Origin of the sequence: Achromobacter spanius, assembly GCF_039673305.1 — a bacterium.
Classification (GTDB): domain Bacteria; phylum Pseudomonadota; class Gammaproteobacteria; order Burkholderiales; family Burkholderiaceae_B; genus Achromobacter; species Achromobacter spanius_F.
Genome location: NZ_JBDJLJ010000001.1, coordinates 141,629 through 159,599 on the forward strand (window position 1 = coordinate 141,629; position 17,971 = coordinate 159,599).

Below are 17,971 nucleotides of genomic sequence, written 5' to 3' on the forward strand. Positions count from 1 at the left end.
TTATATTCCCCTATTGTTCTTGCCTTGCCATAGCCCCTGATATGTCCGCTTACGCCCCCATTGCCGCCATTGCCACCGCCCCCGGAAGAGGCGGTATCGGCGTCGTGCGCATTTCTGGTGCGGACCTGTCCGGATTGGTGCGACGCCTGTTCGAGCGCGAGCTGACGCCGCGTCACGCGCATTTCCTGCCGTTCAAATCGATGGCCGGAGAACTGCTGGACGAAGGCATCGCGCTCTACTTTCGTGCACCGCATTCCTACACCGGCGAGGACGTGCTCGAGCTGCAGGGCCACGGCGGCCCGGCCGTGCTGCGCCGCATCCTGGACAACTGCCTGGCCGCCGGCCGCGACCTGGGCCTGCGGCTGGCGGAACCCGGCGAATTCACGCGCCGCGCATTTCTGAACGACCGCATGGACCTGGCGCAGGCCGAGGCCGTCGCGGATCTGATCGAGGCCTCATCGGTGGCGGCCGCGCGCGGCGCAATGGCATCGCTATCGGGCGAATTCTCGGCACGCGTCAACGACCTTTCCGACCGCATCATTCACCTGCGGATGCTGGTCGAGGCGACGCTCGACTTCCCCGAGGAAGAAATCGATTTCCTCGAAAAATACCAGGCGCGTCCCACACTGGACGCGTTGACGGCAGACCTCTGCGCCCTCATCGCGCAGGCTCGCCAGGGCGTAATCCTGCGCGAAGGCCTGCACGTGGTACTGGCGGGCCAGCCCAACGTGGGCAAGTCCAGCCTGCTCAACGCGCTGGCGGGCGACGACGTCGCCATCGTTACCCCCATCGCCGGCACGACACGCGACAAAGTGGTGCAGGAGATCCACATCGATGGCGTTCCCTTGCATATTGTCGACACGGCCGGCCTGCGCGAAACCGAAGACACGGTGGAAAGCATCGGCATCGCCCGCACCTGGCAGGAAATCGAACGCGCCGATGTCATTCTGCATCTGCAGGACGCCACCCAGCCCGGCGACGAACTCGACGCCCAGATCACGGCGCGCCTGCCGGCCCGCACGCCCGTCCTGAAGGTGTTCAACAAGGTGGATCTGCTGGCTACGCCGTTCGCGGCGAGTCCCGGCGAACTCGGCATCTCGGCCAAGCGCGGCGCCGGCCTGGACGGCTTGCGCGCGGAACTTCTGCGCATCGCGGGATGGAATCCCGGGGGCGAATCGCCTTGGCTGGCGCGCGAGCGCCATCTGCACGCCCTGCAGGACGCGGCGGAACACCTGGAACTGGCTGGCCAGCACGCAAGCCAGGACGACCGGGTGCTGGACCTGTTCGCCGAAGAGCTGCGCCTGGCCCACGACAGCCTGTCCAGCATCACGGGAAAGTTCACCAGCGACGATCTGCTGGGCGAGATTTTTTCCAGCTTCTGCATCGGGAAATAGCGCAACGGAGCGACCATGCAGGCGAACCCAGATTCCCTCCGGATCCGGTCAGCCACCCGCCAGGACGTGGCTGCCGTCGAGCGCATCGTGAACGACGCGTACGCGCACTACATTGCCCGCATCGGCGCAACGCCTGGCCCGATGCTCGACGACTACCCGGCTCGCGTCGCCCAAGGCGTAGTCCATGTGCTGGATACGCCCAGCGGCGTCCAGGGCGTGATCGTGCTGATTCCCGAACCGGATTCGTCCTGCATGCTGCTGGACAACATCGCCGTGGCGCCCCAGGCGCAGGGCAGGGGATATGGGCGCCAGATGCTGCAGTGGGCCGAAGACGTTGCGCGTCGGGCAGGCTGCACTCATCTTCGCCTGTATACGCAAGAGAAAATGACGGAGAATCTTGCCATTTACAAGCGGCGCGGATACGTCGAGACCCATCGCGCCAAAGAGATCGGACTGAATAGAGTCTTCATGAAAAAGCCCCTTTTTTAAGGGGTTTTTCTTATGCAAGAACATATCTTCCGACATCCTTGGAATGCCATTTCGCGCCGACTCGTAAAATATGAGCATTTGCTCGCTATTTATCTTGGCCTGTTTTCCCGACCAGGAATCAGCCCGGAAATTCGGTTGTTCGCCAACGATTTCGCATAGACCGATTCTGGCCGGATACGCTGCGCGATGACATAGCCCGTCATGCATGCCAGCATCAGCGGCAGCATGACTTCGTAACTGAGCGTCATCTCGAAAATCATCAATATGGACATCAGGGGCGCATGGGTGGTTGCGGCCAGCAGCGCCCCCATGCCCACCACCGCATAACTGGACACCGCCGACAGGCTGCCCGCGGGAAACAGGGTCTGCAGGCCGGTGCCGTACAGGGCGCCAAGCGCCGCGCCGACAAAAAGAGTGGGTGTGAAAACGCCGCCCACGGCGCCGGACCCGACGCTGGCCGCGGTCGCCAGAATTTTCAGAAACAGGAGAGCGGCAACAGCCTGCCAGGCCCATTGCGTGTGCAACATGCTGTTCACCACGCTATAGCCGTTGCCCCAGACCGCGGGATTGACCACGGAAAGCGCGCCCACGATCAATCCGCCCGCGGCCATCCGGATCCATAGCGGCGACGGCATCCTCCGGAACGCCGTGCGCGAGGCGTCAAGGAACCTCAGGAATTGCGGGGCCGCCAGCCCGGCGATCAACCCCAAGCCCAGGTAGTTGATCACTTCCCAGCCGGACACGAATTCAAAATGCGGCATATGGAAGACCGCGTCATAGTGCAGCACTTGACGGGTGACGATGTTGGCAACCACGGACGCCACGGCCAGCGGAACCAGCGTCGCGGATGAAATCGCGCCGTAGACGATCTCGGAAATGAACAGAGCGCCCGAAATGGGCGCGTTGTACGCGGCGGTGATGCCCGCCGTCGCGCCGCAGGCCACCAGAAGGCGCAAATGGCGAGGCGGAAGCACCAGGTAGCGGCCCGCCAGCGAGGCGCACATCGCCGCCAATTGCACCATCGGGCCTTCCCGCCCTATGGAAGCCCCGGATCCTATGGAAAAAATGGATGACAGGCTGCGAGCGACAGTCTGGCGAAATCCGACGACGCCCCGGCCGACCGAGATCGCCTCCATGTAGTCGGCCGCTCCGCGCCTGGGCAGCCATCTGGAAGCCAGTTGCAGGATCGCGCCGGCTATCGCGCCCCCCGCGGCTGGCATCAGAAAGCGCTGCCAGGGGTCCAGGCCTCGGGCCAGGGACACCATTCCGTGGGGAATGTCGCCTCCGCCCAGCAGTGTCTGTATCCAGCCCAGCAGTTCGCGGAACACCACTGTCGCAAGCGCGCCCGCCAGGCCCATCAATCCTGCCACGCACAAGGTCACGGCCAGGTTTTCGGCCAGAAGACCGCTTCTCAACTGCCTTGCCCACCCGGGTTTTCTGATTCTGAAGTCTCGTTCCATGGCGGAATTCTACGGCGGATGCTGATCACTTTTTGTTCAGTCCCCTGTAAAGAAAGCACCAACGCCTCCCCTCGAATCCCCACTTTCGGCGACGCCTCTGAGGCCCGTTTAGGCCCCTTGCAAGGGCAAAAATCCGGGTAGGCGGATGCGTGATTTCCGGGGTAAAAGTGCCGCTTTGACCCTCGGTTTGCAGGAAAGGGCCTGTGGATAACTCCTAAGGCGACAGCTTGTGCACATGTTGTGGAGGCAAGTTGAACAAGCAGGGGTTTCGGACCAGGTCCAAAATCTTGTCCAACTTCAGCTTTTTTCCCACACAGAGTTATTGCACAGGCAAAAACGGCTGCAAGCCGATGAAAAAAAAGAGGTTTTCAAGGTTAAGGTAGTTATCCACAGGCCTTATTAATCATTAGTCTTTATATAAAGAAAAAAAAAGGAAAAGCCAAACATGCTTTCCCATTCCGCCCAGCCATCGCCCCCCGGACTGCGTCCATGCGTATCCTCTTGATCGAAGATGAAGCTGAACTTGCCCGATGGCTTTCCCGAAGCCTGGCAAGGCATGCCGGCTTTGTCGTTGAATGGGCTGATGACGGATTGGTCGCCGAAAGAAGGTTGGCAATCGAAGAATTCGATGCGGTCGTCCTGGATCTCGGACTTCCCGGCATGGATGGCCATACTTTGCTGGCCAAGATTCGCGCGCGGGACGACCGTACGCCGGTGCTGGTCTTGACCGCGCGCGATTCACTGGCCGAAAAAATCGGAACCCTGCACCAGGGAGCGGACGATTTCCTGCCGAAACCGTTTGTTGTGGAAGAGTTGGAAGCGCGCCTGATTGCGCTGATCCGGCGCAGCCGCGGACGTGAACATCCCCGGCTTGCCCTGGGAAACCTGGTTTTTGAGACTTCCGCGCAAAAATTCACGGTCGATGGGCAGCCCCTGCAGTTATCCCCACGTGAACACGCGGTCCTTCGGGTTCTGATCCAGAAAAGCGGGGAACCCATCAACAAGCAGCAGATTCTTGACCGCATCCTTACCGACGATGCGGACATCAACCTGGAGGCCATCGAGGTGCTGGTCCACCGGTTGCGCAAAAAATTGGCGGAAAGCAGCGTTCAGATCGTGACCATGCGAGGCATGGGCTACTGCCTGGAGAACCTTGTTGACAACTAGAAGTCCGGAAAAAAGCGCCGATTTCGCGCCCAAAAAACACGGCCGGACACTGAAAACCCAGTTGCTCTGGTGGCTGATTCCCACCCTGGTCCTGGTGATGATGGGCGCGCTATGGCTGTCGAACCACCAGTTGCGCAACCAGGTCGACATTGCCTACGACCGCTCCCTTTCCGGAGCGCTGCGCGCGATCGACCACAACATATCCACAGCCAGCGGTGGATTAGCCATGGAGCAGCCCTACCTGATGCTGGAATTTTTCGAGCTGACGGCCAATGGCAGCGTGTTCTACCGGGTGGCAACCGAGGACGGGCTGGCCGAAATCGGGCATCCCGACCTGCCGTTGCCTGAGCAGCCGCTGGTTTCCGGCGAGCCGCGCTTTTTCTACGCGACCTACCAGGGAACGCCGGTCCGGGTGGCGGCGCTGGCGCGGCCCATGGATCCGCCCTTGTATGCCAACAAAGGGGGACGGGTTATCGTCCAGGTCGCGGAAGGCCTGGAAAGCCGCCAGGCATTTCTCCACAAGGTCCTGGTACGTTCGGTGGAACGCGACCTTGCCGTGATCCTGATCAGCGTTTTTGTGATCATCCTGGGCGTTTTCATGGCCCTGCGCCCCCTCGAAAGACTCCGGCAGGAAGTCAAAAGCCGTTCTGCGGACGATTTAAGCCCCGTCAGCGCTTCGGACATGCCAGGGGAGGTCCTACCCCTGGTCGCGGCTGTAAACCTCCATATGGCCCGTTTTGCGGCGCTTGGGAGGGTCCAGAGTCAGTTCCTGGACGATGCATCCCACCAATTGCGTACACCTTTGTCCGTTTTGCGGACCCAGACCGCATACGCCTTGCGTGAAACAGACCCCCAGGAGGTCCGTACAGCCCTTCTGGCGATGCAAGAGGGGTTGGACAGGGCTGTACGCACCACCAACCAGATGCTCGCCCTGGCGCGCGCTAAGGACGCTTCCCTGGCCGAAGGGGGATTTACCGCCGAACCGGTGGACCTGGCGGAGCTGGCTGACGGGGTGATCCGTACCCTTTTGCCATCCGCCCGCGCCCGGCAACTGGATATCGGCCTGGAGGCCAACCCTGGACCGGCCATCGTCAGCGGGGCCGAATGGCTGTTGCGGGAGGCGATCAGCAACCTGGTGGACAACGCCATCCGCTACGCCGCCCTGGGCGGTGTCGTCACCGTGAGGATCGAAACGGCGCCCGGAGAACTGCGGCTGGCGGTGGAAGACGACGGACCCGGGATGTCCGAAGAAGACATCGCCCGGGCATGCGTCCGGTTCCGGCGCGGCGCGGCAGGCAAGAACACGTCCGGCGCCGGCCTGGGGCTGGCCATCGTGGGGACGATCGCCGAAATCCTGGGGGCGCGCCTGGTCCTGGAGAATCGGTCGGGGCAGCCGGGACTGCGCGCGGCATTGGTGTTTTCCCTGGAAGCGCAGGCGGATGCTGCGCCGCGGCACGAAATCGGCCGGAATTGAAAGCTTATGGAAAGCTTCGGTTTTGTACGGTTGCCACCACTGGAGCCGCCAAGACGACAAAACCCGTTTGGCGCGGCCTCCAGCAATACCTAGACCAATAAATCCTGGAGACGCAAGAATGCAGACAAGTCTGAAGCTGCGCATCGCCGCCGTCGCGGCGCTTGGCGCTGTCACCCTTTCCCTGGGGATCGCCCAGGCCGCCGACGAACCCCGCCGTCCGGAGTGCATTGCGCCGGCCCAGCCCGGGGGCGGCTTCGACCTGACCTGCCGTCTGGCCACCGAAGGCCTCAAGCAGAGCGGAGCGCTCAAGAACGCGATGCGCATCGTCTACATGCCCGGCGGCATCGGCGCCGTGGCGTACAACAACATCGTGGCCCAGCATCCCAACGAACCCGGCACCATCGTCGCGTTCTCGGGCGGTTCGCTGCTCAATCTGGCCCAGGGCAAGTTCGGCAAGTACAACGTCAATGACGTGCGCTGGCTGGCGGCCATCGGCACGGACTACGGCGTGGCCGTGGTGCGCAACGATTCGCCGTATACCGACCTGAAAGGGCTGATGGACGCCTTCAAGCAGGATCCGACCAAGATCGTGCTGGGCGCCGGCGGCACCGTGGGCAGCCAGGACTGGATGAAGGCCGCGCTGACCGCCAAGGCGGCCGGCGTCGATTTCAAGAAAATGCGCTTCGTGGCGTTTGAAGGCGGCGGCGAGGCCGTGACCGCGCTGCGCGGCGGCCATATCCAGGCCTACATGGGCGACGCGGCCGAAGCCTTCACGATGCTGGAAGGCGGAGCGCCCATCCGGGTGCTGGCGGTGTTCAATGACCAGCGGCTGCCGGGCAAGCTGGGCACGGTGCCCACCGCCAAGGAGCAGGGCTACGACATCGTCTGGCCGATCATCCGCGGCTTCTACGTGGGGCCCAAGGTGTCCGACAGCGACTACCAGTTCTGGGTAGACGCGTTCAACAAGACGACGGCCGCCCCCGAGTTCGAAAAGCTGCGCCAGCAGCAAGGCCTGTTTCCGTTCAACAAGACCGGGCCGGACCTGGACGCCTACGTGAAAAACCAGGTCAAGCAGTACGGCGAACTCGCCGACACGTTCGGCCTGATCAAGAAGTAAGCGGCCCGCAAGGACCATCCTCCCGATCGCGCCCGCACGGGCGATCCCCCGCCGGTCAGTCCGGCGGCGGATCGCCGCGCCGCGCGCGGCGACTACAACGGACAAGTGGATCATGAATGATCGAATTCTGGGCATTGCAGCCCTGGCGCTGGCCGTCTTCATGACGGCCGCCGGATGGGGAATCGAGGCGCCATTCGCCTACGAGCCTGTCGGGCCGCGGGCCTTTCCCCTCCTGGTGGCGCTGATCATCGGCCTGTGCGGCTTGTGGCTCGTTTATAAGGGCGGCCACACCGTCGAAGCGAATCCCGCGGGCGCCAACGCCCGCATCGCGCTGATGGTCGTGTTCGTCACGGTCTATGCCTTCCTGTTCCAGTGGCTGGGGTTTGTCATCGCTACGTCGCTGATGACGGTCTTCGTGGGCCGCCTGTTCGGGGGCGGATGGGCCAAGTGCGCCCTCGGCGGCGTGGTGATGAGCCTTTTCTTTTTCGTGCTGTTCGACAAGGTGCTGGACGTGGTCCTGCCGGGCGGACTGCTGGAGAACCTGATATGAGCGGCATTCTCGATCATCTTTCGATAGGCTTCGGCGTCGCCTTTTCGCTGACGAACCTTCTGGTGGCCGCGATCGGCTCGTTCATCGGCACCATGGTGGGCGTGCTGCCCGGGCTGGGCCCGGTGAACGGCGTGGCGATGCTGATACCCATTGCGTTTGCGATGAACCTCCCGCCCGAGACGGCGCTGATCCTGCTGGCGGCCGTGTACGTCGGCGCGGAGTACGGCGGCCGCATCACGGCCATCCTGTTGAACGTTCCCGGCGAGGCCAGCGCGATCATGACGACGCTGGATGGTTATCCGCTGGCGCGCCAGGGGCTGGCTAACGTGGCGTTGTCGCTCTCCGCTTGGTCGGCGTTCTTTGGCGCCATCGTGTCTGTCGTGGGCATCATCCTGCTGGCGCCGATGCTGGCCAAATGGGCGCTGGCGTTCGGTCCGGCCGAATACTTCGTGCTGATGATCTTCGCGTTCTGCTGCCTGACCAGCCTGCTCGGCAAGCAGCCTGTGAAGGGCGTGCTGGCGGCGATGATCGGCTTGTCCATCTCGGTGGTGGGCGTGGATGCGAATTCGGGCGTTTACCGCTACACCTTCGAATCCGTGCACCTGGCCGATGGCGTTGATTTCGTCGTTGTCGTGATCGCGCTGTTTGCGGTCAGCGAGATGCTGGAAATGCTGGAGAAGGTGATGGCCGGACACAGCGTCGAGGTCAAGCCCAGCGGCCGCAAACTGTTCAACCTGAAAGAGATGGCGCTCACCTGGTGGAGCGTCGTGCGCAGCGCGCTGGTGGGTTTTGGCGTGGGCGTGTTGCCGGGAGCGGGCGCGAGCGTGGCCGCGGCCGTCGCTTACTCGCAGGAAAAGCGCATCATCGAGGCCAAGGATCCCGACGCCAAGTTCGGCAAGGGCGACATGCGCGGCCTGGTGGCTCCGGAAGCCGCCGCGACTGCTTCTGCCATCGGTTCGTTCGTTCCGATGCTGACGCTGGGCGTGCCGGGATCGGGAACCACCGCGGTGATGATGGGGGCGTTGACGCTCTACAACATCACGCCGGGTCCGGTGCTGTTCGATACCAAGCCGGAACTGGTCTGGGGGCTTATCGCGTCGCTGTTCGTGGCCAACGTCCTGCTCTTCGTCATGAACGTTCCGTTGGTCCGGTTCTTTTCGAAAGTGCTGTCAGTGCCCGGCTGGCTGATGGTGCCCGGCATCCTGTGCATCAGCTATATCGGCGTGTACGCGATCAACGCGGGCACGTTCGACCTGCTGCTGGTGGCGGGCATCGGCACGCTGGGATACTTCCTGCGCAAGTTCGGCGTGCCCATGGCGCCGCTGGTGCTGGGCGTGGTGCTCGGGAACATGATGGAGCAGAATCTGCGCCGTGCGCTGTCAATGACGGACGGCGACGTGGCGGTGCTGTTCGCGAGTCCCGTGTCGATCGCCTTGTGGTCGGGGGCGGCGGCGGTCGTGATCCTGCCGCAGATCTTGCGCAGGGTCCGCGCCGCACGAAAGGTCGCCGCCGGACAGGCTTGATCCGGCGCATGGCTGGCGCTTGCCGCAAGGCAAGCCGTCTGCGGTTTCATCAGGGCCGGAAAGCAGAAGGGGCGCCTGTGGCGCCCCTTCGTGCTGCAGCTAGTAAGTCCAAAACGACGGAATCAGAAATACGAGCTTTTACTCATAAATTTGAGTTCAAACCTGCTGCAGGCGTTCCTGCGCCGCATCCAGCGTCGCATCCTTTTTCGCGAAGCAGAAGCGCACGATGCGGTGGTTGGATTCGGGGGCATCGGGTTGGCGGTAGAAGGCCGAAACCGGGATCACCGTCACGCCATGCTTTACCGTCAGGTCGCGCGCGAAATCCGCTTCGCTCTGCTTGGAAATCTGGCTGTAGTCGGCCAGCAGGAAGAACGTGCCGGGGCTGGGCAGCGGACGGAAACGGGTCTTGGCCAGGCCTTCGGAAAGGCGGTCGCGCTTGGCCTGATAGAACTTCGGCAGATCCAGGTAGGGCTTGGGATCCCGCATGAATTCGGCCAGCGCGAACTGCATCGGCGAAGGCACCGTGAACACCATGAACTGATGGACCTTGCGCAGCTCGGCGCTGAGTTGCCGGGGGGCGCAGCAGTAGCCGATCTTCCAGCCGGTGGTGTGGTAGGTCTTGCCGAACGAGGAAATCACGAAGGCGTGTTCGGCCAGCAGGGGGCGGCGCGCGACGCTGGCATGGGGTTTGCCGTCGAACACGATGTGTTCGTAGACCTCGTCGGACACCAGCAGCACGCCGGTGTCGCGGACGATGGATTCCAGCGCATCCAGATCGCTTTCTTCGAGCACGGCCCCGGTAGGGTTGTGCGGGAAGTTGAGCATGAGCAGTCGGGTCTTCGACGTGATGGCGTCGCGCACGCGCTGCCAGTCGATCCGGTAGTAAGGGTCCGCTTCGGTGGGGGCGCGCAAGGGCACCGGCACCGCGGTGCCGCCCGCCAGACGGATCGCCGGCAGATAGGAGTCGTAGCAGGGTTCGATCACGACGACCTCGTCGCCGCTGCCCACGGCGGCCAGCACGGTTGCCATCAGGGCTTCGGTCGCGCCGCTGGTGACGGTGATCTCGGTCTCGGGATCGTAGGCATGGCCGTACAGTTCGCGCGTCTTTGCCGCGATGGCTTCCCGCAGCGGCGCCACACCAGGCATGTAGGGATACTGGTTGTGGCCATCGGCCATTGCCTTGGTCACCAGCGCGCACAGCGCGGGGTCCGGATCGAAATCAGGAAAGCCCTGGCCAAGGTTGATGGCCTTGTGTTCGATGGCCAGGCGGCTCATCACGGTGAAGATGGTGGTGCCGACGTCGGGTAGTTTGGATCGGATCATGTTGGACGCGAAGGTGAACGCTGGTAGGCAAAGAAAGTTTTCGTAAGTATCCCACTAACTCATAATTCGTTTTACATGAGCTTCTAACGTGGATGGGATTGTGGGTCAGAACATGCTGGCGCGGGTAGCGGGTGGATTCGGGATAGCGCTGGCCGGCGCTTTGCTTGCGGTATGGGCGCATATGCCTTTGCCATGGATGCTGGGAGCCCTGCTGTTGACGGCCGCCACGCGCATAGGCGGCTTGGGAACCGCGTGCCCCAGACCGGCACGCAATGCGGGACAGTGGGTGATCGGCGCCTCGCTCGGTTTGTACTTCACCCCGCAAGTCATCGGCCACATCGGCAGCAATGCGGGGCCCATCATCGTCGGGATGCTCTTCGCGCTTGCGCTTGCGTTCATGGGGACGGCCATCCTGCGCCGCTATACCGACGTCGATTTCAAGACGGCGTGGTTTTCCTCGGCTATCGGCGGTGCCAGCGAGATGGCCAGCCTGGCCGAACGGCACGGCGCAAGGATCGACCGCGTGGCGACGGCCCACAGCGTGCGCGTGCTGCTGGTGGTGGTGACGGTGCCCTTTATCTTCCAGTGGTGGGGCGTGGCCGGGCTGGATCCCACGGTGCCGGGTCCCAAAGTCGTGCATGGTCTGGGGCTGGCCGCGCTCGTGGCGCTCACCATTGTCGGCGGCCTGGCATTCGCGAAGCTGCGCCTGCCCAATCCCTGGGTGCTGGGGCCCATGCTCGTGGCCATGGTGCTGACCGCATCCAGCGTCGAACTGTCCGCCTTGCCGGATTACGTCCCGAAGGCGGGCCAGTTGTTGATCGGCTGGTCCCTGGGAGACCGGTACCGGCCGGATTTCTTCCGAGCCGCACCCCGCTTCATTGCCGCCGTCGCGGGCTTTACGGTTCTGGCGTTGACGCTGGCGTTCGGGGTTGGGGCGCTGCTGTCCTTGTGGTCTGCCGCGCCCATCCCGACGCTTATTCTGGGGACGACTCCTGGGGGCATCGCCGAGATGGCGATCACGGCAAAAGTATTGCAGCTGGGCGTTCCCGTGGTCACGGCGTTTCATGTCACGCGCATGGTTTTCGTCGTGATCGTCACCGGGCCGGTCTACGCGTTCCTGGTGCGCCGACAGCGGAATTCCGCCTAGCGGTATTGCTGTTCCAGTGAAAAAAACGCCACATTGGGGTAAACAACTATATGAGTCTGTAATGCGGGATGAGTATGCTGATTCCGCAGTTGATTCAAGCAGCGCGCGGACTCGTTCTGCCGCACTGGCGACAAGCGGGAACACAGGTTTTGCACCGATCGTTCAGTTCGCACGGCGTCCTTGATTCATTGCATTTCGATTTATTTACAGGACGCTAGAAAAAATGGCTCAGAAGGGCAAAGTCAAATGGTTCAACGCTGACAAGGGCTTCGGCTTCATTACGCCGGATGTTGGCGGCACCGATGTTTTCGCACACTTTTCCGCCATCCAGGGCCGCGGCTATCGCAGCCTGAACGAAGGCCAGGAAGTCGAATTCGAAGTTAAGGATGGTCCGAAAGGACCTCAAGCGGCCGAAATTCGCCCGCTCTAAATCGGGAAATCCCAATTTCCCGTCAGCCAGGCTCGGCCTGGCTACAACGCCCCAAGACCTCCGGGTCTGGGGCGTTGTGTCTTTTGGCGAGGCCATCTGCAGGCTCGCCCGCCACAGCAGTTAGTGTTCACTAACATATTCTCCAGCACTGGATAACTCTGTGGATAATTATTTCCGGGTATGAGCATTTCGGTGCTCAGTAATGAAGCAAATGGATTTGCCGACACCCGGTTTTACACAGTTTTCCAGTTAATGGTTTGCCGCTCGCTCGGTGCTGCTTTAATGCCGCAGCGTTGAGTTTCCCGGTGCTTGAATTCCTGGGTTTCCTGGCGTTTCCCCAGGGAAGTCCGGTAGTTAGCGCGTATTTTCCCTTTTCCTATCCTTGCTCCCCGTCCTGGAAACGGCCGTTTTGTGCTGCCGATTCGTCTGATTTTCTGTCCGCCCGGCATGGTTGTTCACAAAGATATCCCCATCCCGGTTATGCACAGAATTAGTCCCCTGGATATCCAAAATGGGGGGTGCGAGCCTGTGGATAGAAATGGGGATATCAGAAGTCGGGGGCGCCCAAATCGGTGGGGATGCTTCGAGCGGATCTTGGGATCGCGGCGGAAATGGTGGACAGCCCATCGTGTTGCTTTGCCCGGACAGGCGTCGAAATCTGTCGGTCGAGTTTTCCACAGCGTTTCACATGAAGCCTTGGCGTCTCGGCCATATGGATGATGGCGCGCCAGTGGCGGAGCGAGCAAGATGATTGTCGGGTCAAGGAACTTATCGTTTCGACCTGGCGCGCCAATCGCCCGCTGAATAACGTTGTGGATAAATTGCGGGCAGTGAATCCGGCGCGGTTGGACTGAATCCGACTTTAGTAGTTCCCGAGGGTCGCTGGGGCACTTAACGTAACGGGCCCGGGAAGCGGCGCCAATGCAGCTTGGAAATATCTGAGAGGCAGCGGTTTCCCGCAGTTGATCGCAGGTGATTATTTATCTGCAAAGGGCCGCCGGGTTTTGAATGGTTGGATTACGCGCCAGGCCGATGACTCGGCATCGCCACCTTGGGGATATTTCGCTGCATGCAGCCCAGAGCATTCTTTTCACGTTGAACAGATCTCGCCGCTCGCCTGGATCAAGAGACCGGGCTGTTGATAAAAATGTGCGTAACCCTAAGTTTTCGGCTGTAGATCTGGCTGTTTCCCTGCGAGAAGTGCCTTTTGCGTAGTCTGTGGATAAGACGGGATTTCCCGTCGCTGCCGCGCCGGATTAGTGGGCCGATGGCGATAGTGGGGTACAAATTTTCCGCGTCGAAATGGCAGTTTAAGAATGCTTGTTGGGGTTGGGTTCAACCGCTGAGTGCATAGGCTTTCGCAATGGTGAGTGTTCGCCGCGTTTTTTCGATCCAACCTATCGTGCCCGATTCCTGCCGATGAGCATCGATATCGAACGAAAATTCTGATTTTTTGGGCAAGGGGTAGGGTAGGGTGGAATAAATCGATATTTTTCCTATTTCTTACCTTTTCGTTAAGGCGGCGGGGTTGCCGCGTTTATCTCTTTCTGGCTGATGGTGATTTGGGGAGTTGCTTTCTTCGAAGCTCCTGGCACCGCACTTCTCCGGTGTGGCCGGAAAGTTTCACGTGGAACATAGGCGCGGTGGGCAGCAACTTGTGCAGACCACATACCCTAGGGCCGTTGTTCCACGTGAAACATCAGAACAGGCCGGCCGAAACGCATTCGTCTAGCAGATGGGGTTCCCAAACGGCCTTCCGCGATTGCTAATCAGTCCGGATTATTCAGCATGCAGATGGCATGTGAAGACCCCATGGCCTGGCATGGTGGAGGCCCAATTCATGATTATTGGTTGATACGTACGGGAAGTGCGGTTTCGGGAGCGGGGCCGTTTCGGTCTGAAGGCAATCACAGCTGATCAGTGTTTCACGTGAAACGTCGTCCGCCAACATTCTCGGGGGCTCCAATTTTCGTCGCCACCGCAGTGGATGCCGCTCCTTCTCGTTGTTTCACGTGGAACAGACTTGGCGCTCAGGCGGTGCCGACGGTTTGTACCCGCAAAAAATGCCCACCTCATTCCCACATTCTTACCGCTAATAGCAGGGGAAGGATGTATTCGGTACCAGTGGCCACGAAGGCGGTTGGGACTCTTTTTGAAGGCGTCGGATGTCGTTCGTGGACCGACAAGTTCACGAAGCACGATGAAACTGCGCCCGTTCTTTGGCGACGGTGTTTCACGTGAAACATCGTGGTCAGATGGAGCGAATCTTCTCTGCATGACGCCCATGCTTGGGGATGTTCCACGTGAAACACTCCATGGAAAACACCGGCAGATGCCGATACCTTGAGGCCAGCTCTAACCACACAGCACGAAAGCCCGGGAGCGTGTGGTCTGTTCGCGTCGAAAGCGAACCTGGCACATGTTTCACGTGAAACATGCAACCCCTGCCTCTATAATGAGCGCCGAACGCTCTCTTTTACCTCCCCCCATCATGGACTATCCCCGCGAATTCGATGTCATCGTCGTCGGTGGCGGCCACGCCGGCACCGAAGCGGCATTGGCTGCGGCCCGCACTGGCGCCCAGACTCTGCTGCTCACGCACAACATCGAAACCCTAGGCCAAATGTCTTGCAATCCCTCCATCGGCGGGATTGGCAAGGGCCACCTTGTCAAAGAAGTCGACGCGCTTGGCGGGGCCATGGCGCTGGCGACGGACGAGGCGGGGATTCAGTTCCGCATTCTTAACGGATCCAAGGGGCCGGCCGTGCGTGCTACGCGCGCTCAGGCGGACCGCGTGCTGTACCGGAAGGCGATCCGTGGCCGTCTGGAGAATCAGCCAAACCTCTGGCTGTTCCAGCAGGCCGTGGAGGATCTGATGGTGGAGGGCGACCGCGTGGTCGGTGCGGTTACTCAGGTGGGTTTGAAGTTCCGTGCCAAGACGGTCGTCCTGACCGCAGGCACGTTCCTCAATGGGTTGATCCACGTGGGGCTGCAAAACTATTCTGGCGGTCGCGCCGGTGATCCGCCCGCAATTTCGCTGGGCCAGCGCCTGAAGGAGCTGCAGCTTCCGCAGGGCCGCCTGAAGACGGGGACGCCGCCGCGCATCGACGGGCGCACGATCAACTACAGCATTCTGGAAGAGCAGCCTGGCGATCTGGACCCGATTCCCGTGTTCTCGTACATGGGCAACGTGGCCATGCACCCGCGTCAGTTGCCGTGCTGGATCACCCACACCAACGCCCGCACGCACGACATCATCCGCGGCGGGCTGGATCGTTCGCCGATGTACAGCGGCGTCATCGAAGGCGTGGGGCCGCGATACTGCCCGTCGATCGAAGACAAGATTCACCGTTTCGCGGACAAGCAATCGCATCAAGTCTTTCTCGAGCCGGAAGGGCTGGACACCCACGAGGTCTATCCGAACGGCGTGTCGACCAGCCTGCCGTTCGATGTGCAGCTGGACCTGATCCACTCCCTGCCGGGATTGGAGAACGCGCACATCATGCGGCCCGGCTACGCCATCGAATACGACTACTTCGATCCACGTGGATTGAAGAGCACCCTCGAGACCAAGGCGATCGGCGGCTTGTACTTCGCCGGGCAGATCAACGGCACCACCGGCTACGAAGAGGCCGCCGCCCAGGGCCTGCTGGCTGGTGTGAATGCGGCGCTGCAGTCCCTGGACCGCGAACAATGGACTCCTCGCCGGGATGAGGCCTATCTTGGCGTGCTGGTGGATGACCTGGTCACGCGCGGCGTGACCGAGCCCTACCGCATGTTCACCTCCCGCGCCGAATACCGATTGAGCTTGCGCGAAGACAACGCGGATCTACGCCTTACGGAAATCGGGCGCCAGCTCGGTATTGTCGACAATATGCGCTGGGATGCCTTCAACCGTAAGCGCGACGCCGTCGCCGCCGAAGTCGAACGCCTCAAGTCATCATGGGTCAATCCTCGTTTGCTGCCGGTCGAGGTTGCCGAACCCTTGCTGGGCAAGGCAATTGAGCGTGAGTACTCACTTGCAGACTTGCTGAAACGGCCGAATGTTTCCTATGAAGCCCTGATGGCCGCTCGCAATGTCGACGGGTCGCTGCTGGCCGGGCCCGGCGTGGCGGACGATGAAGTCCTGGCCGAGCAGGTCGAGATCCAGGTGAAGTACGCGGGCTACATCGCCCGTCAGCAGGACGAAGTGCAAAAGCACATCGCCCACGAACAGCAGGCGATCCCCGCGGACGTCGACTACGACGCCGTGACCAGCCTCTCGTTCGAGGTGCGCCAGAAGCTCAAGACCCATCGCCCGGAGACCATCGGCCAGGCCGCGCGGATCTCCGGCGTGACGCCGGCAGCCATTTCGCTCCTGCTCATTCACCTGAAGCGCCTGCACTACGGCTCGCGCAAGCAAGCGGCATGAGCGCGCCCGCCAATCAGGCCGGCATGGACATGGCCGGCCGACTAACTCGCGCATGCGAACTGCTGGGCCTGGGCGTCGACGACGCCGCGATGGCCAAGCTGTTGAATTATCTGGCGCAGATGCAGCGCTGGAACCGCACGTACAACCTCACCGCTATCCGGGATCCCCAGCAGATGCTGGTGCAGCATCTGTTCGACAGCATGGCTGCCGCAGGACCCTTCAGCGAGGCGCTGGCGGCGCCAGATGCAGCCGCCAAGGTCTACGACGTGGGCTCGGGCGGCGGCTTGCCTGGCGTCGTCCTGGCGATCCTGCGGCCGCAGTGGTCCGTGACCTGCATCGACGCCGTCGAAAAGAAGACCGCATTCGTGCGTCAGATGAGCGGCGCACTGGGCCTGCCCAACCTGCAGGCGCGGCATGCGCGCATCGAAACGCTGGAACCCGCCGAGTGCAACATTGTCACGTCGCGAGCTTTTGCATCATTAGATGATTTTGCGCAACTCGCGGGTCGCCACGTAGCCAAGAATGGTACCCTCGTCGCCATGAAGGGCAAGGTCCCCGAAGAAGAAATCCAGGCGCTGCACGCGCGCGGGGAATGGCAAGTCGACCATATTCAGCCGCTCCAAGTCCCGGAGCTGCAAGCAGAACGCTGTCTGATCTGGATGCGCCGCAGTCAAGGAACCCTATGAAGAACATACCCCCCAGCACATCCGCCCGCGTCTTCTGCATTGCCAATCAAAAGGGCGGCGTGGGCAAGACCACCACCGCCATCAATCTGGCGGCGGGTCTTGCCACGCATAACCAACGCGTGCTGCTGGTGGACCTGGACCCGCAAGGCAACGCAACGATGGGCAGCGGCATCGACAAGAATTCGCTGGAGTCGAATCTGTACCAGGTGCTGATCGGCGAATCCTCCATCGAACAGGCGCGCGTGAAATCCGAATCCGGCGGCTACGACGTGCTGCCCGCCAACCGCGAGCTGTCCGGCGCCGAGATCGACCTGGTGCAGATGGATGAACGCGAACGGCAATTGAAGGCCGCCATCGACACGGTTTCCTCGCAGTACGATTTCGTCCTGATCGATTGCCCGCCCACGTTGTCGCTGCTGACCCTCAATGGCCTGGCCGCGGCCCATGGCGTGATCATCCCGATGCAGTGCGAGTACTTCGCACTCGAAGGCCTGTCGGATCTGGTCAACACCATCAAGCGCGTGCATCGCAACATCAATGACGACCTGCGCGTCATCGGATTGCTGCGCGTGATGTTCGATCCGCGCATGACGCTGCAACAGCAGGTGTCCGCGCAACTCGAGGCGCACTTCGGCGACAAGGTCTTCAAGACCGTCGTGCCGCGCAATGTGCGCCTGGCGGAAGCACCCAGTTACGGTATGCCAGGTGTGGTGTATGACAGAGGGTCACGCGGCGCGCAGGCGTATATCTCGTTCGGCGCTGAAATGATCGAGCGCGTCAGAAAGGACTTGAACTAGTCG

14 protein-coding genes are annotated in these 17,971 nt (G+C 61.6%); 12 read left to right on the plus strand and 2 right to left on the minus strand.

Annotation, left to right across the window (positions count from 1 at the left end; all coding sequences use genetic code 11):
- Nucleotides 1–41 precede the first annotated feature (41 nt).
- Together mnmE and ABE485_RS00700 are read left to right on the plus strand one after the other, a co-directional pair.
- Nucleotides 42–1,394, plus strand: a complete 1,353-nt coding sequence (gene mnmE / locus ABE485_RS00695) for a tRNA uridine-5-carboxymethylaminomethyl(34) synthesis GTPase MnmE (protein WP_346512763.1) — start codon at nt 42–44, stop codon at nt 1,392–1,394.
- A gap of 15 nt (nt 1,395–1,409) precedes the next feature.
- Nucleotides 1,410–1,883: a GNAT family N-acetyltransferase gene (locus ABE485_RS00700; protein ID WP_346512765.1), complete on the plus strand. Its 474-nt coding sequence runs from the start codon at nt 1,410–1,412 to the stop codon at nt 1,881–1,883.
- Nucleotides 1,884–1,972: 89 nt separating this feature from the next.
- On the opposite strand, the gene ABE485_RS00705 is transcribed toward ABE485_RS00700, so the two are convergent.
- Nucleotides 1,973–3,343, minus strand: a complete 1,371-nt coding sequence (locus tag ABE485_RS00705; RefSeq protein WP_346512767.1) for a ClcB-like voltage-gated chloride channel protein — start codon at nt 3,341–3,343, stop codon at nt 1,973–1,975.
- A gap of 489 nt (nt 3,344–3,832) precedes the next feature.
- Between ABE485_RS00705 and ABE485_RS00710 the strand changes: the two genes are divergently transcribed.
- The 5 genes from ABE485_RS00710 to ABE485_RS00730 all read left to right on the plus strand — a co-directional run bounded on the left by ABE485_RS00710 (nt 3,833) and on the right by ABE485_RS00730 (nt 9,174).
- Nucleotides 3,833–4,510, plus strand: a complete 678-nt coding sequence (locus ABE485_RS00710) for a response regulator (protein WP_346512768.1) — start codon at nt 3,833–3,835, stop codon at nt 4,508–4,510.
- A complete protein-coding gene (locus tag ABE485_RS00715; protein WP_430795374.1) occupies nt 4,500–5,984 on the plus strand; it encodes a sensor histidine kinase in 1,485 nt (494 codons plus the stop codon). The genes ABE485_RS00710 and ABE485_RS00715 overlap by 11 nt, the downstream gene beginning before the upstream one ends.
- A 118-nt stretch (nt 5,985–6,102) precedes the next feature.
- A complete protein-coding gene (locus ABE485_RS00720) occupies nt 6,103–7,101 on the plus strand; it encodes a Bug family tripartite tricarboxylate transporter substrate binding protein (protein WP_346512770.1) in 999 nt (332 codons plus the stop codon).
- A gap of 112 nt (nt 7,102–7,213) precedes the next feature.
- A complete protein-coding gene (locus ABE485_RS00725; protein WP_346512771.1) occupies nt 7,214–7,651 on the plus strand; it encodes a tripartite tricarboxylate transporter TctB family protein in 438 nt (145 codons plus the stop codon).
- Nucleotides 7,648–9,174: a tripartite tricarboxylate transporter permease gene (locus ABE485_RS00730; protein WP_346512772.1), complete on the plus strand. Its 1,527-nt coding sequence runs from the start codon at nt 7,648–7,650 to the stop codon at nt 9,172–9,174. The genes ABE485_RS00725 and ABE485_RS00730 overlap by 4 nt, the downstream gene beginning before the upstream one ends.
- 156 nt (nt 9,175–9,330) lie before the next feature.
- On the opposite strand, the gene ABE485_RS00735 is transcribed toward ABE485_RS00730, so the two are convergent.
- Nucleotides 9,331–10,497 carry a pyridoxal phosphate-dependent aminotransferase gene (locus ABE485_RS00735; protein WP_346512774.1) on the minus strand — a complete coding sequence of 389 codons (1,167 nt, stop codon included), beginning with the start codon at nt 10,495–10,497 and terminating at the stop codon, nt 9,331–9,333.
- A 112-nt stretch (nt 10,498–10,609) separates the two neighbouring features.
- Here ABE485_RS00735 and ABE485_RS00740 point away from each other — a divergent pair, with 112 nt between their 5' ends.
- From ABE485_RS00740 to ABE485_RS00760, 5 genes are all read left to right on the plus strand, one after another.
- Nucleotides 10,610–11,644 carry an AbrB family transcriptional regulator gene (locus ABE485_RS00740; protein ID WP_346513087.1) on the plus strand — a complete coding sequence of 345 codons (1,035 nt, stop codon included), beginning with the start codon at nt 10,610–10,612 and terminating at the stop codon, nt 11,642–11,644.
- Between the two features lie 223 nt (nt 11,645–11,867).
- On the plus strand, nt 11,868–12,074 hold the full coding sequence (locus ABE485_RS00745) for a cold-shock protein (RefSeq protein ID WP_008157480.1): 207 nt from the start codon (nt 11,868–11,870) through the stop codon (nt 12,072–12,074).
- Between the two features lie 2,491 nt (nt 12,075–14,565).
- Nucleotides 14,566–16,485, plus strand: a complete 1,920-nt coding sequence (gene mnmG / locus ABE485_RS00750) for a tRNA uridine-5-carboxymethylaminomethyl(34) synthesis enzyme MnmG (protein ID WP_346513088.1) — start codon at nt 14,566–14,568, stop codon at nt 16,483–16,485.
- Nucleotides 16,482–17,171, plus strand: coding sequence for a 16S rRNA (guanine(527)-N(7))-methyltransferase RsmG (rsmG, locus tag ABE485_RS00755; RefSeq protein WP_346512775.1), 690 nt, complete (start codon nt 16,482–16,484; stop codon nt 17,169–17,171). The genes mnmG and rsmG overlap by 4 nt, the downstream gene beginning before the upstream one ends.
- Entirely contained in the window at nt 17,168–17,968 is an 801-nt protein-coding gene (locus ABE485_RS00760) for a ParA family protein (protein WP_346512776.1), read from the plus strand. Before rsmG ends, ABE485_RS00760 begins: the two co-directional genes overlap by 4 nt.
- Nucleotides 17,969–17,971: the final 3 nt, after the last annotated feature.